This is a genomic window from Nostoc sp. DedQUE05 (assembly GCF_034530955.1).
Taxonomy (GTDB): Bacteria; Cyanobacteriota; Cyanobacteriia; order Cyanobacteriales; family Nostocaceae; genus Nostoc.
On sequence record NZ_JAVRCB010000008.1, the window covers coordinates 113331 to 134142 of the forward strand.

General features: G+C 40.4%; 21 protein-coding genes and 1 pseudogene. 12 read left to right on the forward strand and 10 right to left on the reverse strand.

From position 1 onward, the window contains the following. The first annotated feature begins 114 nt into the window (after window positions 1-114). On the forward strand, window positions 115-1095 hold the full coding sequence (locus tag RMZ42_RS08130; protein WP_322670927.1) for an aldo/keto reductase: 981 nt from the start codon (window positions 115-117) through the stop codon (window positions 1093-1095). A gap of 148 nt (window positions 1096-1243) precedes the next feature. On the opposite strand, the gene RMZ42_RS08135 is transcribed toward RMZ42_RS08130, so the two are convergent. Then, complete coding sequence (locus RMZ42_RS08135) at window positions 1244-1441, reverse strand: hypothetical protein (protein ID WP_322670928.1); 198 nt, start codon at window positions 1439-1441, stop codon at window positions 1244-1246. A 31-nt stretch (window positions 1442-1472) separates the two neighbouring features. On the opposite strand from RMZ42_RS08135, the gene RMZ42_RS08140 reads away from it, so the two are divergent. The 5 genes and pseudogenes from RMZ42_RS08140 to RMZ42_RS08160 all read left to right on the forward strand — a co-directional run. Further along, on the forward strand, window positions 1473-1973 hold the full coding sequence (locus RMZ42_RS08140; protein WP_322670929.1) for a DUF4174 domain-containing protein: 501 nt from the start codon (window positions 1473-1475) through the stop codon (window positions 1971-1973). 293 nt (window positions 1974-2266) lie between these two features. After that, window positions 2267-2539, forward strand: coding sequence for a GlsB/YeaQ/YmgE family stress response membrane protein (locus tag RMZ42_RS08145; RefSeq protein WP_104909288.1), 273 nt, complete (start codon window positions 2267-2269; stop codon window positions 2537-2539). A 1488-nt stretch (window positions 2540-4027) separates the two neighbouring features. Next, window positions 4028-4726, forward strand: a complete 699-nt coding sequence (locus RMZ42_RS08150) for a hypothetical protein (RefSeq protein WP_322670930.1) — start codon at window positions 4028-4030, stop codon at window positions 4724-4726. A 164-nt stretch (window positions 4727-4890) separates the two neighbouring features. After that, entirely contained in the window at window positions 4891-6180 is a 1290-nt protein-coding gene (locus tag RMZ42_RS08155; protein WP_322670931.1) for a hypothetical protein, read from the forward strand. 209 nt (window positions 6181-6389) lie between these two features. Beyond that, window positions 6390-6914 (forward strand): annotated as a pseudogene (locus tag RMZ42_RS08160) (ABC transporter ATP-binding protein); the annotation flags it as partial. A 44-nt stretch (window positions 6915-6958) separates the two neighbouring features. Here RMZ42_RS08160 and RMZ42_RS08165 read toward each other — a convergent pair. The 5 genes from RMZ42_RS08165 to RMZ42_RS08185 all read right to left on the reverse strand — a co-directional run bounded on the left by RMZ42_RS08165 (window position 6959) and on the right by RMZ42_RS08185 (window position 12576). Next, complete coding sequence (locus RMZ42_RS08165) at window positions 6959-7756, reverse strand: superoxide dismutase (RefSeq protein ID WP_322670932.1); 798 nt, start codon at window positions 7754-7756, stop codon at window positions 6959-6961. A gap of 329 nt (window positions 7757-8085) precedes the next feature. Further along, entirely contained in the window at window positions 8086-8658 is a 573-nt protein-coding gene (locus RMZ42_RS08170; RefSeq protein WP_322670933.1) for a 3'-5' exonuclease, read from the reverse strand. 178 nt (window positions 8659-8836) lie between these two features. Then, window positions 8837-9271 carry a hypothetical protein gene (locus tag RMZ42_RS08175; protein ID WP_322671001.1) on the reverse strand — a complete coding sequence of 145 codons (435 nt, stop codon included), beginning with the start codon at window positions 9269-9271 and terminating at the stop codon, window positions 8837-8839. Window positions 9272-9396: 125 nt separating this feature from the next. After that, a complete protein-coding gene (locus RMZ42_RS08180; protein WP_322670934.1) occupies window positions 9397-10659 on the reverse strand; it encodes a sensor histidine kinase in 1263 nt (420 codons plus the stop codon). A gap of 30 nt (window positions 10660-10689) precedes the next feature. Further along, a complete protein-coding gene (locus RMZ42_RS08185) occupies window positions 10690-12576 on the reverse strand; it encodes an ATP-binding protein (RefSeq protein ID WP_322670935.1) in 1887 nt (628 codons plus the stop codon). 279 nt (window positions 12577-12855) lie between these two features. On the opposite strand from RMZ42_RS08185, the gene petN reads away from it, so the two are divergent. From petN to RMZ42_RS08200, 3 genes are all read left to right on the forward strand, one after another. After that, the gene (gene petN, locus RMZ42_RS08190; RefSeq protein ID WP_017322509.1) at window positions 12856-12945 is read left to right on the forward strand and encodes a cytochrome b6-f complex subunit PetN; all 90 of its coding nucleotides are present in this window, start codon (window positions 12856-12858) and stop codon (window positions 12943-12945) included. A gap of 7 nt (window positions 12946-12952) precedes the next feature. Further along, the gene (locus tag RMZ42_RS08195; RefSeq protein ID WP_322670936.1) at window positions 12953-13114 is read left to right on the forward strand and encodes a hypothetical protein; all 162 of its coding nucleotides are present in this window, start codon (window positions 12953-12955) and stop codon (window positions 13112-13114) included. 152 nt (window positions 13115-13266) lie between these two features. Further along, window positions 13267-16419, forward strand: a complete 3153-nt coding sequence (locus RMZ42_RS08200) for a GAF domain-containing protein (protein WP_322670937.1) — start codon at window positions 13267-13269, stop codon at window positions 16417-16419. 32 nt (window positions 16420-16451) lie between these two features. Here RMZ42_RS08200 and RMZ42_RS08205 read toward each other — a convergent pair whose 3' ends face one another. Further along, entirely contained in the window at window positions 16452-16595 is a 144-nt protein-coding gene (locus RMZ42_RS08205; RefSeq protein WP_322670938.1) for a hypothetical protein, read from the reverse strand. A 3-nt stretch (window positions 16596-16598) separates the two neighbouring features. After that, the gene (locus RMZ42_RS08210; protein ID WP_322670939.1) at window positions 16599-17498 is read right to left on the reverse strand and encodes a DUF4351 domain-containing protein; all 900 of its coding nucleotides are present in this window, start codon (window positions 17496-17498) and stop codon (window positions 16599-16601) included. Between RMZ42_RS08210 and RMZ42_RS08215 the strand changes: the two genes are divergently transcribed. The 3 genes from RMZ42_RS08215 to RMZ42_RS08225 all read left to right on the forward strand — a co-directional run bounded on the left by RMZ42_RS08215 (window position 17487) and on the right by RMZ42_RS08225 (window position 18935). Then, on the forward strand, window positions 17487-17675 hold the full coding sequence (locus tag RMZ42_RS08215; protein WP_322670940.1) for a hypothetical protein: 189 nt from the start codon (window positions 17487-17489) through the stop codon (window positions 17673-17675). The genes RMZ42_RS08210 and RMZ42_RS08215 overlap by 12 nt on opposite strands. Window positions 17676-17850: 175 nt before the next feature. After that, entirely contained in the window at window positions 17851-18150 is a 300-nt protein-coding gene (locus RMZ42_RS08220) for an HNH endonuclease signature motif containing protein (protein ID WP_322670941.1), read from the forward strand. Window positions 18151-18212: 62 nt separating this feature from the next. Then, on the forward strand, window positions 18213-18935 hold the full coding sequence (locus RMZ42_RS08225) for a hypothetical protein (protein ID WP_322670942.1): 723 nt from the start codon (window positions 18213-18215) through the stop codon (window positions 18933-18935). A gap of 165 nt (window positions 18936-19100) precedes the next feature. Here RMZ42_RS08225 and RMZ42_RS08230 read toward each other — a convergent pair whose 3' ends face one another. Then, window positions 19101-20507, reverse strand: coding sequence for an NAD(P)(+) transhydrogenase (Re/Si-specific) subunit beta (locus tag RMZ42_RS08230; RefSeq protein WP_322670943.1), 1407 nt, complete (start codon window positions 20505-20507; stop codon window positions 19101-19103). Beyond that, entirely contained in the window at window positions 20504-20797 is a 294-nt protein-coding gene (locus RMZ42_RS08235) for an NAD(P) transhydrogenase subunit alpha (RefSeq protein WP_109009004.1), read from the reverse strand. Before RMZ42_RS08235 ends, RMZ42_RS08230 begins: the two co-directional genes overlap by 4 nt. Between the last annotated feature and the right edge of the window lie 15 nt (window positions 20798-20812).

Below are 20812 nucleotides of genomic sequence, written 5' to 3' on the forward strand. Positions count from 1 at the left end.
CAACGTACTTATATCAGTAAATACTTCTAATAATAGATGACTTGGTGAAAGGGAAAGGGATAATGCTGAAAAGGGTAATATTCTAAGACCAATTACTGAGTAGGAAATTCTTTTATGAGAACCAGAAAGCTAGGCAAACAAGGCTTAGAAGTTTCAACTATCGGACTTGGTTGCATGGGAATGTCTGAGTTCTATAGCGGTCGTGATGAAATTGAGGCGATCGCCACAATTCATCGGGCATTAGAACTCGGAGTGAATTTTCTTGATACTGCTGACATGTATGGGCCGTTTACCAACGAACAATTAGTAGGCAGAGCAATAAAAGATCGCCGAGATCGAGTAATTTTAGCAACAAAATTTGGCAATGTCCGTACTGAAGATGGTGGTTTTAAAGGGGTTGATGGCAGACCAGAATATGTCCATCAAGCTTGCGATGCCTCGCTAAAACGTTTGGGGGTGGAAGTAATTGACCTCTATTATCAACATCGAGTAGATCCAACTGTCCCCATTGAAGATACTGTCGGGGCAATGGCAGAGTTAGTCAAGCTAGGAAAAGTTCGTTATTTGGGGCTTTCGGAAGCTGCCCCAACAACGATTCGCCGAGCTGTAGCAGTTCACCCGATTACTGCACTGCAAACAGAATACTCTCTTTGGAGTCGAGAGCCAGAGGATGAAATTTTACCTATCGTGCGAGAATTAGGAATTGGGTTTGTTCCCTATAGTCCATTAGGAAGAGGATTTTTATCAGGTGCGATCGCTAGCCCTGACGATCTTGCACCTGATGACTATCGAAGAAATTCTCCTCGCTTTCAAGGTGAGAATTTTTATAAAAACCTGCAATTAGTAGAGCAAGTCAAAGCGATCGCCAGCGAAAAAGGAGTAACTTCTAGTCAGCTTGCTTTAGCATGGCTACTCGCTCAAGGAGAAGATATTGTCCCAATCCCTGGTACAAAACGCCGTACTTACTTGGAGGAGAATATTGCAGCTACCGAAATTACCCTGACTGAACAAGATTTGAATCGACTGGAAACAGTTGCACCAAAAAATGTAGCAGCTGGCGATCGCTATCCTGATATGAGTACTGTTAACCGTTGATCGATCTGAAAAGCTGGATATTTTTTAAAATTCCGCTTTAGATGCACAAGCAGACATTACCGCAGCTTAACAAAGTAATCACCCAAAATTCTGAGAGGAAATGTCAAAAGTAGCGATCGCTATTTTATCGCCTGATTTGGATACTAATTCAATCATCTGGAAACTGCCAGCACGAGATATGTTCAATATCTTTGCTGCCGCATTTACTACAAACTGCATCCATCACAGAGTCTACCCATTCATCGCTACAACTACGACAATGACAGAAAATATTATTGCGGTTAGCCATTTCAATACCTTGATGCCACTGTTGTAGTTGAGAAGAGTCTGGAAAAGCTTCTGACATTTCATCAAACCTCGTTCAGGTCATTGTCATTATGAGCCTAACAAGCCCCGAAGTGAATAACTCAGTATTAATCGCTCTGGCGATCGCCGCATCTATAGCCCTATCGCCTGTTAGTATTGCTGGTACTGTCCAAGGTTCAACCCATACGATCAAAATGTCTTCATTTAACCTCAGTTCCCAAAAATGGCAAAATCGGGTGCTGTTACTCTTTGCGCCATCTGTTGATAACCATAACTATCAACAACAGATGCAGTTATTTAACCAGCAACAAAACGATTTTAAAGATCGAGATTTAGTTCTTGTTCAAGTTTTGGCAACAGATAAAAGCTATGCCAACGGACAGTTAATAGATGAGTCTTCTGCTGCCAATTTGCGAAATCGCTTTGGGGTTAATAAAGAAAAATTTCGCGTCATTTTGATCGGCAAAGATGGTGGTGTTAAGCGCCAAGAAACTACACCAGTGCAAGCGATAGCAATTTTTGAGCAAATTGACGCTATGCCGATGCGTCAGCAAGAAATGCAAGAAAGATAAATTGGTAAAGCAGTTGGTTTTCTTGTTTTACATTCATGCAAGTAAAGGAGTAGATGAGAACAATCATTAAAAATGTATATACTGCAATTATCAAGCAATAAATTTATTAGTTCCTGGTTTTATATCTACTAGGAGCTTTTTTATTATTCATTTCAATTAAGAGAGTTCATCACGAGAAGTAATAGCGTTCATCCTCAAGGCTATCGATCATTGCTTCTGTTGATAGATTGAATCTCAATATTTGGATTGCTATTGTGTATTTGTCACTAAAAAACGTTTATCAAATAAAAACAATGAATATTCTTGCTTGGATTGTTTTAGGTCTAATTGCTGGTGCGATCGCAAAGGCTATCTACCCTGGTCATCAAGGCGGCGGAATTTTAGCAACAATTTTATTAGGAATCGTTGGTGCTTTTATTGGTGGTAGTTTGGGTGTATTCTTCAGTACAGGAAGCTTTGCTCTAGCGGCTCCCTCTTTGAGTATTCCCGGTATTGCAGTAGCAGTTCTGGGTGCTATTGTTGCAGTCTTCTTGTGGAATGCCTTAACTAGCCGCAGTGCTTTGTAATAAATTAAATTGAATTAACTAATTTAGAACTTACGCATTTTTTGTTTTATCTGTCAATGCGTAAGTTCTGTTTATCAATAATTATTTACAGAATTTGCTGCTTGTTATCCTGATAGCCTCAACATTATCAACCTAAATAATGTTGAGGCTATGATTTTATTTTAGATGCCCTATCTGTCGCAAACATTTTTTGAATTGGTATTAGAAAAGTCGTAAATATCTGCTTTACAGGCTTATAAGGTCTGTGGCAACAACACCAACAGCGTGCTAAATCGCAAATTTTATACTTGCGATCTAACTCAACTTTGTTTGATGCATAGGCGTAGACCATCATAGACATCGCCTAGTAGTTCGCCAAGTGAACTTGGCGGGGTAAAGGGTAAGGGGGAAAGGGAAAAGGTTTTATAATCCCTTACCATGAGTCCCTTTCCCGAATGGCACGAAGACTCATGTGAAATATCGTCAGGGCAGGGTGTTGGGGGTAGGGTGTTGGGTGTAGTGTTAATAAAAATTGAATTTTAGTGCGCCAGACAAAACCAAGTTGTTCGTAATTCCCTACACCCCAAAACCAGTAATACCAAGGGTTAACGCTTATCTTAGTGACATTCGTCCCTTTCCCCTTTCTCCAAACCTCACAAGCGCATTTTTAGGTTGACAGACTACTAGTAGGGTAATTAAACAGTTGGGTTAGCGATCGCAATTTATTCTTTATACGTGTTTTACTTAGATAAGAGTTATATTTTATACTTAATATGTCGGGTTCCACACTGTTGTTATTTAATAATTTAATACTAGTAGTGTGTAATATAGATTAAGCTTGCCTCTCACCTATTTGCTATGAGATTTAATGAAGAGGTAGTTGCGATTCATAGTGTACAACTTTGACAACTGTCCACAATACTGTTGCATGTCTCAAGCTCATGGTAATATTATTTTACTGTCAGGGAGATATTATTTATACATCAATTTGTAACCATGCTGAAAGAGCTAGTTAGGTGCGCTACCTTCAAAAAACAAAAAATTATTCAACCTACCCAGGAAATCAACAAAAGCCCTAACGTGCAAAGCACAGAGCTTTTTAAACTCTGCTTATATAAGGTACTAAAGAGCTAACTAAAGCTCTTTTTTAGGAATCATCATAGCCAGCGAGAAAGGCATAAAACCTTCTTAAGATGGCAAAAAATTAGACAAGAGTAAATAGAAAAGTTTTGACGCAATGTCAATAGTTTTTTGTATATGTAAAAATATCAAAAAGCCTAATTTATCTTGCCAATAAGATATTAACATTGTGTGTTTTATTTAGATATTGATTCTCTTTGTGCTTAGTTACCTATATATAAAAGTCCTATTTGATTAGTGAAAACTTAAGCTACCTCGATCAAATCAGGCAAACACTTAAATTTAACAAATAATTTAGGACTGCTAGATCGATCTCGATCTAGTAAAAATTCGATTATTCACAAAGTCACTAAGAGTAACAGGAAAAACATGAATATCATAGTTCGTTTGTTTGGAGCGATCGTTCTCCAGTTATCTGCGTTGGCTGCAATGTCTAGCATGGCAATGTCTGATGACAAGCCCTTTCGCGTCAATACGCAACAGACACCTGCTGTTTATCCACGAAAAACAACACAGCCCTTTCGCGTCAATACCCAGCAGACACCTGCTGTTTATCCACTAAAAACAACACAGAGGATTTGCTCTTTAGATCCCATTGAAGATTTATTACCTCCACCACAAACTAAGACAAGTAATTCTTTGCTTTCTTACCTTGCTGAACAGGGTTTTACACAAAATAAAGAGGGTTCTTGGGTCTGTTATGCGAACGATCCTAAAAAAGAAGGACGTTACTTTACTTTATTTAAGGTCAAACAAGTTAATAGCAGGCTCATAGCAAGTTCTTTCCTAGATGAAGGCAGTCTAATTCAAGGTCAGGAAAATCGTAGCTTAGACTTCTTTATGATGCTGATTGAGCATCATACGAATACTACTCAAGACAACCGTCAAGGTATACGTAGATATCTACAAGCCTTCGTTTCCTTAGTCAAAGAAGGGAAGATTAAACCAACGCGTCGTGGGTATCTTTTCGACCAACCAAACCGGGCATTGGTCTTATATCACACACTCTCATCAGGAAATCTCAAAGGTACGGGAATCACAATCAACATTGATTTACCTAAGAGTTGAATTGGGGAGCAGGAAGTAGGAGAGGCAGGGGAGGCAGGGGAGAATAATAATTTTTGACCAATGACAAATGACAAATGACAAATGACAAATGACCAATCCCCAATTAAATTGATGTCGTCTAGTGGAGGTGCATCTTGCCTAAATCAATTGTTCAAAGAATTGCGATGCCGAAGGTAGTTCGCTTTGCAGCGATCGCATTTTCATCTGTTGCAGTAGTACTCACTACGTGTCAGTCTGCTTTTGCACAACTAAATGTTGGACGCTATGGCATCCAACAAGGATTGGAGTCTGAGTATCTCCAGTACCAAATCAATAACCAGAATTTGAGCCGGATGCGAGTCATTCCTGGATGTGATGTGGGATTTGGTCTGACCTGTAATAAGACTGGATCGGTAATCCAACGATTAGTAGAGTTAAACAATGGGACTAGTTATCAAAACCTTCTGATCCGAGCAGCCGGTGGGGAAAAAAACTTCCAGAATTTCGCTAGCTTCTATGGCAATAATCCTAATCTCTCTGCGGTGCCTTACGCCTCCTTTTGGAGAAACGCATCCCCCGCAATCATGGATGGATCTCAATACCTTCTTGGACAACCTTTTGGTCGCAATCCAGTAGAAGGACTCGGACTTGTAACCAAGCAGTTCTACTGGGCACCATACTCAGGAGTCAATGATTCTGTTAGCCTCCGTAATGGATTACTAGACCTGAAATTGTCATACGGACGACTGCTGTTTGAAGAGGCCTCAAAAATTTCCAATATTCAAGAGCAGATTCAGTCTCTAGGTCTGTCGCCAGAGATGACAAATTTTTATTTAGATAAAATCTCTACAGGCTTGGATGCGTTGAGTTCTGGTAATCAGAATCAACTCCAACAGAAGATTTTTGAAGTCCTATCCTTTCCATACTCCGAAGATGGTGGGGAACTCGGACGCCCTAATAATGCGATTCCAGCGGAATTTAATCAGCTCTTAGGAGAAGATATCGCAGGAGATACTTTGCTGAGTGAAAATCCACTACCGTTGGACGGAGAAACAATAGCTTTTGATGCTTTCCCTGGCTCTACGGGAGATGTCTTAGTACCAGAGAGTTCTGGTTCCTTTCCACTTTGGCCAATAATTGGCGTTGGGGGTCTTGGTTTAATTCTGCTTCTACTACTGAGTGGCGATAGTTCTTCAGCTCAACCATCTGTTTCTTCATCTCAACCACCTGTACCTGTTTCTCCAGAAAATACACCTTTGTCTCTCACCAACAAAGGCGAATGCGATCTGACTCCTAGTGGTAATAGTTCCGATCACACACAGATCGTTGAGATTCCGTGTAATGTTACTCCTCAAACCCCCACGGAAGTGAAGAAGGTAGTGGAGCCATCAACGATCAAAGCGCTTGTATTGATAATTGTTCTACTATGGATAGTCCGTAACAAACACCGAACTTTAAAAATCCGTCATTCGTAATTGTTACATAAAGGGATACATGGCACTAAGAAAAGCCCAAAGGCTTATGTAGCATCGTTTCGCCTCGTTCCCAGTCCTCAGACTGGGAATGTATTGCCAGAGGCTCTGCCTCTGGTCAAGCCACTGGAGGCGGAGCCTCTCAGAACTCGTTCCCAGCCTGAAGGCTGGGAACGAGGATACAATAAGTCTTTGGGCTTTTCTTAGTGCTATTCGTTTTAGAAGGCAGAAACCTAACTACGCTAACCGATGATGAATTGGCATATATCCGCAATCGCCGGATCGGTTTTGTGTTTCAGCAGTTTAATTTACTGGCTCGTTCTACGGCTTTAGAAAACGTGATGTTGCCAATGGTCTATGCAGGTGTTCCTAAATCGGAACGCAGAAAACGCGCAGAGTCAGCTTTAACCCGCGTTGGTTTGGCAGAGCGAATGTTAAACCGTCCTAACCAGATGTCTGGTGGACAGCAACAGCGAGTAGCCATAGCCCGCGCCCTCGTTAATCGCCCTGCACTTGTTCTAGCAGACGAACCCACTGGAGCGTTAGACAGTGAAACATCTCAGGAAGTGATGGATTTGTTGACTGAGTTAAATAGTCAAGGCATCACGATTGTTATCGTTACCCATGAACCAGATGTAGCCGATCAAACTAATCGGATTATTCATGTTAAAGATGGTTTAGCTGAAGGGGTAACAAAGAAGCTACAAACCAGACTGGATAATGTGCATAGCGTATAAAACCTGATGAAAATGGCGTAGTTTATCAGCCCTTTGCGTAGCGTTTAGTTCGGAGAGCGTCCCGTAGAGAAGGAAAGGTATCGCCTGTTAATCTGCGGCCAATTCACCACATTCCACCAATTATCCAAATACTCAGCCCGACGGTTGCGATATTTAAGGTAATAAGCATGTTCCCATAGATCGTTACCCATAATCGGATATGAACCCTCCATAATCGGGTTATCTTGATTTGCTGTGGTAACAATCTGGAGTTGTTTTTGAGGATTGCGTACTAACCAAACCCAACCACTACCGAAACGAGCTGCACCCGCTGCGTTAAACTGTTTTTTAAAGGCATCAAAACTGCCAAAAGTTTGGTTAATTTCTTGAGCGATCGCTCCTGATGGTTGTCCTCCACCTTGGGGACTCATCAGTTGCCAAAAAATCGTGTGGTTGAGATGACCACCAGCGTTATTACGTACCTTTGTCCGAATATCTTCAGGTACGCTGTTCAAATTCACTAGTAAACCTTCAACACTTCTTTTTTGCAAATCTGGATACTGCTTTAATGCATCATTTAAGTTCTTGACGTAGCTAGCATGATGTGCATCATGATGCAATTTCATCGTTTCAGCATCAATCGCTTTTCCGAGTGCCCCATAAGCATAAGGTAATGGTGCTAGTTGTGCGGGAGAAGTACTTAATGACCTATTAGGATAAGCTACAGTGGCAAACGGTCTAGTAGGTGTTGGTGTAGAAGTTTGGGCCTCAGCTATTGGTACTGGTTCGTGATAAATTAGCAGAATTGTCAACACAATTGTTGTGAAGAAAAAAACTATTTTTTTTCGCCAAAATCCGATCATAAATTGTAGCCTCAAAATCAATATTATTGGCTTATAACCCGATCTTAGAGTGTTATTTTGCAGTTATATTAAGCCAAATATTATATATATTACCTTAGTTATCAGTTAATTAAAGCAAAAATAAATCTAGCTAAAATTTTATTTTTTAAACTTATCATTCAAACCTTGTAAAGAATAAATCTCTTGGATTAAGAATAAGAATTATTCATACAACTCCTAACTTTATTATGTATGGGAGTCCCATTTGCCTGTACGAACATCTTGTTTACAGCATAATAGCTAGATTTTATCCACTATTTGAACTAGGCAACACCACTACAAATTTTCTATTATTTATTCAGCTGATTTTTTTTGTTTTTCATCTGTCTGTAAATAGCTGCAATGTTGCGGGCATCATCAATGCCACGATGATGTGTACCTTTTAATTCTATCCCCAACTCATTGAGAGCTTGTGCCATGCCAAATTTTTTAGATACGCCAAGATATTCCGAAAATTCCTCTTTGATATTTATGTGTTCTGAAGTAAAAGGATAAGGGAAATTATGAAACGTGCAATCTTGAATAAATTGCTTTTTGTCATAATTACCCCAAGAACAAAAAATATAGTCAGGAAATAAATTAATCCATTCTTTGAAGCGAGAAATTGCTTCTAAAAATTTTGGCGCTTCGTCAACATCTTGCTGGCGAATACTAGTCAATTCTGTGCAAAAATTTGTCAGTTGCGGATGTCTCACAGGTTGGATGAATTGCTGAAACTCCGAATCAATTTCCCACGTTGTTCGGTTGAGCATCACTGCACCGATTTCAATGATTTCCATTTGGTGACGTGGAATAGTTTTACTGTTACAGCATGTAGCTTCCAAATCAACTATCAGATAATAGTGAGATATTCTAGTATTCATATTAGATTGAGAATAATATTAGTAACTTTTTATACTTATATTTTAAAACTATGAAGTTTGTAGTAATTGCATACATTATACTACAAGAACGTAATGTTTACAGTAGCTTTGCTTTTTTCATTTATTTGAACCACAACCTTCTGTATAGGCTTACAGGTAGCTGTAAGATTACAGAAATTTAGATTGATGAAAAAGGTTTAACCCAACGGAGTTGAATAGCGATATCAAGAGCGATCGCAGCCAGCGCAAACCATAACAAACTTTCTGCCGCCAACACCAAAAAAGGCCAAATTGCGCTGTGGGAATTCCACCCAAATTCTATCTGAGTTAATCCGCGCACCAAGCCAAAGGCTAACACGCCACCAGCTTTGAGTTGGGGATTTCGATCGGAGCGGATGATATAGCGGTAGGTGACACCAAATAGGAAACCAATAAAAGTTGCGATCGCACCACTCACCACCAAGTGCCAGTTAACATCACTTTGCAGACATACAAGTGTCTGAAAATACTTTGCCAGTATGAAAGTATTCAACAGGTTAGCGATCGCAAAAGCCAAACACACAGAGAATCCCCCAACTATTCCAGCCTTGAGGGATTCTATGCGTTCTGCCATTAATTGAGGATCTAAAATTGAGTTCACTCTATATAGAAGTTAAGGATTAGATATTAGGGAAATTTTTCCTTACTCTCCAGTATGATAAATGCTTGAGCAGCTTTGTCATTAATTAAATACCGCTCTCAAGTGGGAATTTTGATGATAAATTCGGTTCCCATACCAGGTTGAGAATTCACTTCTAATATACCTTCGTGTTTTTCTACAATAATTTGGTATGCGATCGACAAGCCAAGTCCAGTACCTTTGCCAACAGTTTTTGTCGTAAACAACGGCTCAAACAAGCGTTTTTTCAGCCGTTCAGGAATACCAATCCCATTGTCAGCAATCCGAATTATAACCAATTGTTGAGAATCTATTTCTGTGATAATTTTAATCTGAGGAATTATATTGCTGATTTTGCCTTCCATTATAGCTTCATCAAGGGCATCAATTGCATTCGCGAGAATGTTCATAAACACTTGATTCATCTGCCCTAGATAACACTTAACCTGTGGTAATTCTCCATAATTTTTAATCACTTCAATGCGGGGACGATCGCTATTAGCATGGAGGCGGTGTTGCAAAATCATTAGGGTACTATCTATTCCTTGATGTAAATCAGCAGATATTTTGGCATCGCTATCCGAGCGACAGAAACTGCGGAGTGAACTAGAAAGGTTGCGAATTCGTTCGCTTCCTATGTGGAGTGAGTTCAAGATTTTTCCCATATCTTCGAGAACAAAGTTTAGATCCAAGTTCTCAATAGTTTTGGTAATTTTGGCTGTTGGGTTTGGATACTCTTGTTCATATAGTAGAAGCAACTCGGTTACTGCTGTAATATATTCTTGCAAGGGTGGAATATTGCTGGAAATAAAGTTGATCGGGTTATTGATTTCATGGCCAATACCAGCGATTAGCTCTCCGAGTGTTGATAGTTTCTCTTGCTGTACTAATTGGACTTGGGCTTTTTGCAAAGCCCTGGTGCGATCGCTAACTTGTTGTTCCAAAGATTCAGTCAATTGTTTGAGTTGTAAATGTACGCGTACTCTTGCAATCACTTCTTCTTGTGCAAATGGTTTCGGGATATAGTCAACTGCGCCAAGGGAAAATCCCTTCGTTTTGCTCTCTGTATCCGCTAAGGCAGTAGTGAAAATAATCGGAATGTTTTGGGTAACAGGATTGGCTTTGAGGCGGCGACAAGTTTCAAATCCGTCAATACCAGGCATTTGTACGTCCAGCAAAATCAATTCTGGTTGATTGCGTTCGACTTGAGCGATCGCACTTTCTCCATCGACTGCAACCCGAAAACGAAAACCCTCACTATTAAGCGCTTCACACAGGAGAGATAAATTTGTGGGATTATCATCCACAATCAAAATAAATTCGGTATCTGAGGTTTTAAGCATGATTAATTAACAATTGAAATTTAACTCAAATTAATTGATATATTCTTGAATAAAAGTTTCCAAACGTTTGAGTTGGAAATTACTAGCAAGCTGGACGATTTGCTGGACAAAAATGCTTAAACGCTCGTCAGATTTAGAAAGTTGCTCGGTCAGTTCCAAAACTTTTTGAATATCACCGTCTTTTGTCAGTTCGAGTAAATCTTGCAAAACCTCTTTGGCAGGATAAATCATCTCATTTGGTCGATCCAAAGCATCTATATTGGTTTTTTTTATTTCATCTACCTTCACGTCAAAAATCCATTCCAGTTGCAAAAACTGTCGTAGCATTTCCAGCAGCGTTTCAGCTTCTACAGGCTTTGGTAGAAATGCATTTGCACCTACATCAATACTTTTGTACTGGTCGGCTGCAAACACACTGGCTGAGGAAGCGATGACAGCAATCTCTTTAAATTGCTCAGATTTACGTAAACGATCGATCAACTCAAATCCATTCAATATAGGCATCACTAAGTCAGTAATAATCAAGTCTGGTTTGTGGGCTAGAGCCTTTTCCCATCCTTCCTGACCCTGACTAGCTTCTACAACAGTAAACCCAACTGGTTCTAGTAAATTTACAATTACCGATCGATTTTCCCATTTGTCATCCGCAATCAAAATGGTGCGGCTTTGTCCTTGATAACCAATAATAGTTCCTTGCTCAACCACTCTAGAAACCTTTGCCCAGTCTTTAGATTCTGGAAATTCTGCCTCAAACCAGAAAGTACTACCTTTGCCAAATTCACTTTGTACCTGAATCTGACCACTCATCAACAAAACAATGTTTTGGCTGATTGCTAATCCCAAACCTGTACCTTCAGATTGTCGTTTTTGATTTCCTACTTGTTCAAAGGGTTGGAAGATTTTCTGCGCTTGTTCAGGGATTATTCCAGCACCAGTATCTATTACCTCAAAACGAATTTTGTAGTTAGTTTTTCCATTGGTGTTTGATTGTTTAGCAATGACCTTAACTTTGAAGGTGACACTACCTTCATTAGTAAATTTAATCGCATTACTAAGCAAGTTAATCAGTACTTGCCGCAAGCGTTTTTCATCAGTATGAATGCCCGTTGGTAAATTAGGATCGAGTTGGACGTGAAATGCAATCACCTTTTGTTCTGCGCGGATGCGAGAAATTTCAGTCACGCTATCTATAAAGGCAGGTAAGTAGAAATCAACAGGATACAATTCTAGTTTCCGGGCTTCTATTTTAGAGAGATCCAGAACATCATTAATTAGGGTTAAAAGATGAGAACCACATTGATAAATGATGCTGACTCCTTTACGTCCTTTCTCACTCAAAGATTCTGTGCGTTGAAGAATTTGTGTATAGCCCAAAATACCGTTAAGAGGTGTGCGTAGTTCATGACTCATATTGGCGAGAAATTCACTCTTAGCTTGGCTGGAGTTTTGAGCAACTTCTTCTGCAAGGCGTAATTCTTTTTCGATGCGCTTGCGCTCGACAATTTCAGTTGAAAGCGCTCGATTGATAACTTCTAACTGGGTTGGACTAGGTAGTGTTAGAGCTTGAGGCATGAGATAAAATAACGCAAATGCCGTATATATCGAAATAATGGCAGTTAGAGCTTTTAAACTACCTGCAACCCAATAATTTGGATGCCAAAGCGTCCAAATATCCATTAAGTGCCCAGTACCGCAAGCAATGATAAAAGCACCAAATAACAAAAAGACGCCATTAAAAGGAAGGTCTTTACGCTTAGAAATAAAGTAAATCAGTAGGAAGGGAATAGAATAATAGGCTAGAGCGATCGTGGCATCAGAAATAATGTGCAGCCAGACTAATCCAGTTTGCCAAAGATAACAATGTCCATGAGGTATAAAACCGTTGGAGTGGAAAGGATAGTTGAAAAATGTCGGCATGATATTAGGGGTTGCTGGATTGGAAATATATACCCATAGCCCTAGTATTCCCAAAAGTATCAAGTCAGAAAGCGCGATCGCTACTTTTTTACATTCGTGTTTATCGTTGCTTTAAGTACTAACGTATCAAGAAAAGTTGGTGTCTTTTTTGTGTAAACGTACTCTGTCGTAAAGATCACACGCAAAAGTTACAATCTGATTGATAAAAAAATCTCAGCCTGCCCAATCCCTGTATGATAAGTATTAGAAACCTTTTGTAATTATTTGAAAAGTGGGACTATGGAGATTTTGACACTAGGTTGGGTAGCGTTGTTAGTTGTGTTTACTTGGTCAATTGCAATGGTAGTGTGGGGACGTAACGGACTATAGAGGCATTGTGGAAAGTCCATTCTTGAGTATTTTGGTTTTATTTGCTGTAGTGCTGCTCGTAGTAGTCACTGGTGGTATTGGTTATTTAACCCTGGCGGATTGGCGCGATCGCCGTCGCCGAGATGAAGAAAAACGCACCACCCGCAGCGCCACTCCCAAGCGGCGATAGTTTTCTGGTAATTGAAAATCTTTTTGTAGGGACGCGATTGTATCGCGTCCCTACATTGTTTTTATGACATTCCCAGGAAATAACTGTTACCTTTGCGATCGCAACGGGAATCATGAAATAGAAGACTTTCAATATTTAAAGTCCCACTGGGAATGGAAAACTCCTCTACTACTCAATCCATACAACCAAATTCAGAACGGCAAGAATCTCATTCAGATGTAACATGCTCCTTGCGTCAGAATGAGCAACAAAAAGCCTTATCTGGAGTTATTGCCCGTATTCGGGAGTCTCTAGACATAGAAACTATTTTCAAAATTACAGTCACTCAAGTCCGCCAACTTCTGAAAAGCGATCGGGTTGGCGTGTTTCGTTTTTATCCTGATTTGGCATGGGAAGGAGAATTTATCTATGAAGATGTGGCAACCGAATGGAATTCGGCATTAGCAGCCAAACTGCGCGACCACTGCTTTAGTGAGGAGTTCGCAGGACTTTATCAGCAAGGTCGAATTAGAGCAATAACTGATATTTATCAAGTAAATGCCAGTGATTGCTACATCCAGATTCTGGAAAAATTCCAAGTACGTGCCAGTATAATTGCCCCCTTGATCAAAGGTAAAGATTTATGGGGATTGTTGTGTATTCATCAGTGTGGTAATCCTCGACAATGGGAAGCATCAGAAATTGAGTTTGTGCAATTAATTGCCGAACATCTAGGAGTTGCTTTACAGCAAGCAGATTTCCTCGAACAAGTCAAACTACAATCAACAGAACTAGCACAAGCAAAAGCCAGAGAAAAAGCGGCCCAATGGCAGAAAACTATAGCTATCACCATTGAGAAAATTCGCCAGTCCTTAGATTTAGAAATCATTTTCCACACAACCACCGCAGAACTTAGGCAGCTACTAAATGCCGATCGCGTCGCTATCTATCGGTTCAATCCCGATTGGAGTGGTGAATTCGTGTTTGAATCAGTGGCAGAGGGTTGGGTTTCCCTGATAGATCAACAGTCGCAACGCCCGGAATTGAAAGATAACGTCAGCGAATGTAGCGCCAAAGATTTAGCTAAACCTCCAGTCGCTGATACCTATTTACAAGATACAGAGGGTGGGAACTTCACTCAGTGTGAAGTGTACCGAATTTGTAATGATATTTACAATTCAGGCTTTAGTGACTGCTACATTAAAATTTTAGAGATATATCAAGCAAAAGCTTATGCGATCGTTGCTATTTACCACGGTCAAAAGCTCTGGGGCTTGCTAGCAGCATACCAAAATGCTGGAACCCGTGATTGGCAAAAAGATGAGGTTTACTTGCTTACTCAAGTGGGTACTCAACTAGGTGTGGCTTTGCAGCAAGCGGAATTTATCCAACAAATGCAGATTCAAGCAGCAGATATCAGCAAAGCTGCTGAAAGGCAAAGAGCGTTAGCGCACACAGTAGAAAAAATTCGTCAGTCTCTTGAAATTGAAGCCATATTTAAAACCACTACTCAAGAAGTTCGTCGGTTATTAGAAGTGGAACGAGTCGCAATTTATCGCTTCTATCCTGATTGGAGTGGGGAATTTGTGGCTGATTCCATCGTTGATGGCTGGACACCAATGGTTAAGCCGCAGCCTGTGACAGAACGCGTTCTTGTGCAAGGAAAACAAGCGGGTAAGTATGCACGTAATGAAGTTTTTGTACCAATTTCTCAGGGTGAAAAGCTGTGGGGATTGCTAGTAGCTTATCAAAACTCCCAGCCCCGTTATTGGCAAGATGAAGAAATCAACTTGCTAGCCCAAGTTGGCGTTCAATTGGGGGTAGCATTACAGCAAGCTGAATCCTTGACACAGATGCAGGTGCAAGCCCAAAAACTGGCTCAAGCCGCCGAACGAGAACGGAAAGCAGCCGAAAGACAGAAGGCCTTAGCTGCAACAGTGGAGAAAATCCGCCACTCTCTTGATATTGACACCATTTTTGCGACCAGTACAGAAGAAGTCCGACGGTTATTGGAAGTTGACCGAGTGACAATCTATCGATTCGGAACTGATTGGAGTGGCAAATTTGTTGCTGAGTCTTTAGCCGAAGGTTGGACATCAGTAAAGGAAATTGTACCTGCAATGTCTACGACAGGCTACGCCTATGCAAGTAATTACTTGCAAGAAACCCAAGGCGGGGATTTTGCTAATGGTAAAACTCTTGTTATTAAGGATGTTTACAGCACCGATGATTCTTCTATTCCTTATATTGCGCTGATTGAACTCATGGAGGCTAGGGCATATATGATTGTGCCGATTTTTCAGGGTGAGAAACTTTGGGGATTGCTAGCAGCTTATCAAAATATCAAACCCCGTGATTGGCAAGAAGATGAAGTAGATTTGTTGATGCAAATTGGTACTCAGTTAGGCGTAGGACTTCAGCAAGCGGAATTACTAGAACAAACTCAATGTCAAAAAGAAGAGTTGACCCAGACTCTGAAAGAATTACAGGACACTCAGAGCCAATTAATTCAAAGTGAAAAAATGGCAGGTTTAGGGCAGTTAGTTGCTGGTGTAGCACATGAAATTAATAACCCGATTAGTTTCATTTATGGGAATATCACTTATGTTACCGAACATACCGAAAATTTATTTAAATTACTGCGCCTTTATCAGAAACAGTATCCTAAGACAACAGAAGAAATTAAAAAGCAAGTAGCAGCATTAGATTTAGATTTCATTAATGATGACTTGCCCAAAATTCTGGCTTCAATGAAGATGGGTGCAGAGCGGATCTCTCAATTAGTCTTGTCGTTACGAAGTTTTTCTCGGCTTGACGAATCAGGAATGAAGCCCGTTGACCTTCATGAAGGTATCGACAGTACTTTGCTAATTTTACAACATCGACTGCAACCACAAACTAATTCTTTTGCTATTGAGGTAGTTAAGCAATATGGTGAATTGCCTCCAGTAGTCTGCTATGCAGCCCAGATGAATCAGGTGTTTATGAATATTCTCAACAACGCGATTGATGCACTGGAAAACTCAGCAATTAGTGGCAAAAAAATTGACAATCCTAAAATTTGGATACGTACAGAAGTTATAGAAGAGAATATTGTTCTGATTTGGATTGCTGACAATGGTTGTGGGATTCCAGAGATTGTGCGATCGCGCATTTTTGAACCTTTCTTTACTACCAAACAACCTGGACAAGGTACTGGTTTGGGGTTATCTATTAGTTACCAAATTATTGTGGAAAAACACGGCGGTAATATCAAATGTGTTTCTGAACCTGCTAATGGCTGTGAGTTCTGGATACAAATTCCGATGAAAAGGACAATTAGTTAGGAAAAAATAGGCGATGCATTCTCTATGAGAGGCTACGTCAGAGGACACACAGGAAGGAGAAAAAAGGCGAGCGCACTGTGGAGATTTTTGCAGGCGATCGCTCTTTTTAAAGAACCACTCCAGGCGCAGAGGACAGAGAGGAAGGAGAAAGCGATCGCTCCCCTTGTGGAATACATATCTTATTGCTGCTGTTGCAACCAAGCCACTAAATCAGCTTCAGTGGAAAAATCTAGTAACGCTTCCGCTAAATCCTCTAACTGAGTTAACGATAACCCGCGCAGCCGCTCTTGTAATTCAGCAGTAATTACACCAATTCGCTTTGTTAATAGACGCTGGATTATTTTTAACTCTCCTTGTTGTATCCCTGACTCCATCCAACTGGTGACGATTTGCATAACAACCTCCTGTTGAGTTGGTTCAAATTGAGCAATTTCAGTCTGGAAAATTTCTTCTTCTTGGGCATTTAGTCGCAGATAAGTATCAATAAACCCGGAAATCAATTGTATTCGCGCTGGATCTAGCTGCAAGGTAGCTAGCAGGCGCAGACACTCAGATTTTACTTTGGGCCTGTCTTTTGGCGCTATGTTCATTTTAGCCATGAGCGCACTAGCTACGGGATTTTGCTGTTGCAGATATTCTCGCCAATTCAGATGATTTAACTGGATGACATCATAGTTAAACTGCAAGACAACTTTATTGGAAAATGCTACTTGATGAAAATTTGTTTCAGCCTTTTTGGGGCTATCGTAAGAAAATAAAGCGATAGGATATACTGGCAAGGCGTATTTTTCATACAATCTAGCGAAGTAGCGATACATCCGCAAATCAAAAGCTTCTTGATAATAAGCTTGATGTTCTAGATGTATTAGAAAAAACGATTCTTGCTCTCTAAATCGCGCTTTTACTACTAAGTCAGTTTCATATTTTTCTCCAGCAGTAACATCGGTAAATACCTCTTTGTCAATGAAAGAGATCGTATCCCGTTCCAGATAAGCTGTTATCTCTGGAAAAAATAACTCGATGAACTCCCAGAAGAAGGTTGTTAATAGTTCTTTAAATAAGCGATCGTGGTCTATCATGTCAAATTTATATCATGTTTTGATGGGCGATCGCCTACGCATTGTGGAGATTGGCGATCGCTCTTTTTAACGAACCGCAGAGGCGCAGAGAACACAGAGTCAGAAGGGTGCGATCGCACCGTGGAGATTTGGCGATCGCTCTTTTATAACGAACCACAGAGACACAGAGAACACTGAGGAAGAAAAGGAGCGATCGCTCTTTTTAACGAATCACAGAGGTGCAGAGAACATAGAGGAAGGAGAGGGAGATCGCACAATGGAGATTTTGCAGGCGATCGCTTTTTTTACCAATCTGTTTCAGTACAAATATACTATAATTTATAAACTAACTCTAATAAGGAGAAACTACAATATGTTCGGTAGTGTAAGTCCTAACCATTATTCCTTGGCACTAGCGTATCAAGCGGCTCAAAATGCCGTTAAATTAACTAAAATTCAAGCAGTATGGGAAAAGGGTTTTATTCTTCAAAATTGCGATCCAAGGGTCTGGCGAGAAGATGAATTTGGAAGATTGATAAATAGATATGAGTATGGAAATCGTCAATCTACTCATGGATGGGAAATTGATCACATAATACCAAAATCTCAAGGAGGTAACGATCATATTTCCAACTTGCGTCCGCTACAATGGTACGTCAATCTTATTAGGTAACAAGTTAGGTTGCCTGTGATTATGCTGAACTAAAATAATTATTTACTATATCATCTCAAATAATGACTAAAACACCTAAGTCTGGAAGATGTGTACATTGTCTACAAAATGTGGATAATTTGACGCGGGATCATGTTTTCCCTTCTGCTTGGTATCCAGATACTACTCCAGAAAATTTACAAAGATGGACAATTCCATCGTGTAAAAAATGCAATGAGGAATATGGCAAATTGGAAGAGGATTTACTTTTGAGACTAGGTATGTGTATTGATCCTGAAGATGCAAAGTCAAGCGGAATTACAGATAAAGTACTGCGTTCAATAGATCCAGACTATGCAAATGATAGAACAGAAAAGCAAACAAGAGAAAGAAAAAGAAATAAGATAAAAAAAGAAATAGTTAAATGGGAAGCAATCCCACCTATAGGTTTACATCCAAACTTTGGAGTACAAAACAATGTTTACTATCCAGAATATCTATCTATTCCAATATCAGCCGATAAGTTAGAACGTTTGTGTCATAAGATAGTTCGTGGTATAACTTATTTTGTTGCTCAGACTTTTATAGAAAGCGATTTTGAGATTCAATTTTTTACTATAGATGATAAAGCTGCTCAAACCATATTAAAAAAATATCAAGAACATTTGGAGACATATGATCGTCCAGGTATTAAAGTAGTACGTGCTATGACAAGTGACAATCCAGATGCTGGTTTTTATGCTATAGAAATCTGGGGCAGATTAAAAATGTACGCTGTAATCAAACCAAAGAAACTATCATGCTGAATGCTATAAATAGTTTATGCAGGATAAACACCAAAATTGAAATTTGCAAAACTCCCTTTATTTTTACTAAAAAACTTGCCTTAGGAACATAACATCCCCAAGGCAAGCCAACTCTCTAATTTTTTCTATCTTCGCGCCTTTTGCGCCCTTCGCGGTTCGTTTCTCTTAAAGTTGCTTCACTTCTGAAACCAACTTCGCCACCATATCCTTCGCGCTACCAAAAAGCATTGTAGTTTTATCCTTGTAGAACAACTCATTATCTACACCGGCAAAACCCGTACTCATCCCGCGCTTAATCACAATCGTCTGCTTCGCCCGATCTACTTCCAAAATCGGCATACCATAAATTGGGCTACTTGCATCACTCCGCGCTGCCGGATTTACCACATCATTTGCCCCAATTACCAAAGCCACATCCGCTTGTTCAAACTGGGGATTAATATCATCCATGTCGTACAACTGGGTATAAGCCACATTTGCCTCTGCTAGCAACACATTCATGTGTCCCGGCATTCTCCCAGCAACAGGGTGAATGGCATACTTGACATCAACACCCATTTTTTCTAACTGATCTGACAATTCCCGGACGCTATGTTGCGCTTGGGCAACTGCCATACCATAACCAGGCACAATTACCACAGAACGGGCATAACCCAACATCATCGCCCCTTCTTCGGGATCGATACTGCGGACAGTTTGATCGGTTGCACCACCACCAGCAGCACCACCGCCAGAAGTAGATCCTGTACCAAAAGCGCTGAACAGCACACTGAAGAGAGAGCGGTTCATCGCCTTACACATAATCTCGGTGAGGATTAAGCCAGATGCTCCTACCAAAGCACCAGCGATGATTAACATATTGTTCATCACCACAAAACCAGCAGCAGCCGCCGCCACACCTGACAAGGAGTTCAACAGCGAAATTACCACCGGCATATCGCCGCCACCAATGGGGATGACGAACATTACACCCAGCACTAAGGAAACAGCTACCACTCCCAAGAATATGGGTAAGCTATCTGGTGTGATGATTAAATAGGCACTACCTACCAAATAAGCACCCAGCAGTAAGAGGTTAAATGGTTGCTGGAAAGGAAATGTAATCGGAGAACCGCTAATTAAACCTTGCAATTTAGCAAAGGCTAAAAAACTACCTGTGAAGGTAACGCCACCGATTAACACGTCCAATAGCATGGAAATGTTCACATCTAGAGGTACAGGTGCGCCAGAATCCAATAATCGCCAGAATTCGGCAACGGCGACTAATGCAGAAGCTGCACCACCCAAACCGTTGAGTAAACCCACCATTTGGGGCATTTCCGTCATTTGGACTTTGTAGGCAACGATCGCCCCAATTCCCGATCCAATCGCCAAGCCCAACAATATCATCTCGTAGTTCAACACATTCCGATCTAGCATTGTCGCCACAATTGCTAGCAGCATCCCCACAGATGCAATCACATTACCGTTTCGCGCTGTAGCTGGTGAACCCAGCTTTTTCAAACCAAAAATGAATAAGGATGCAGCGACTAAATATGTCAGCTGAATGCCAGTTGGTAAAAAGTCGCTCACGCCTTAATCTCCTTCTTCTTGAACATTTGCAGCATTCTATCTGTAACTAGAAAGCCACCTACAACATTAACTGTAGCTAGTACTACAGCAATTAAACCGAGAATTACTGACACACTGGTTTCTCTAGCACCTGAAGCCACTATTGCCCCAAGTACCGAAATGCCAGAAATCGCGTTTGAGCCTGACATTAAGGGCGTGTGTAAAGTCGGTGGGATTTTGTTGATGACTTCAAAACCGATAAAAGATGCCAATACAAATACAAACAAAGCAGCAAGTAATGCCTCTGTCATGAAATCAAAACTCCT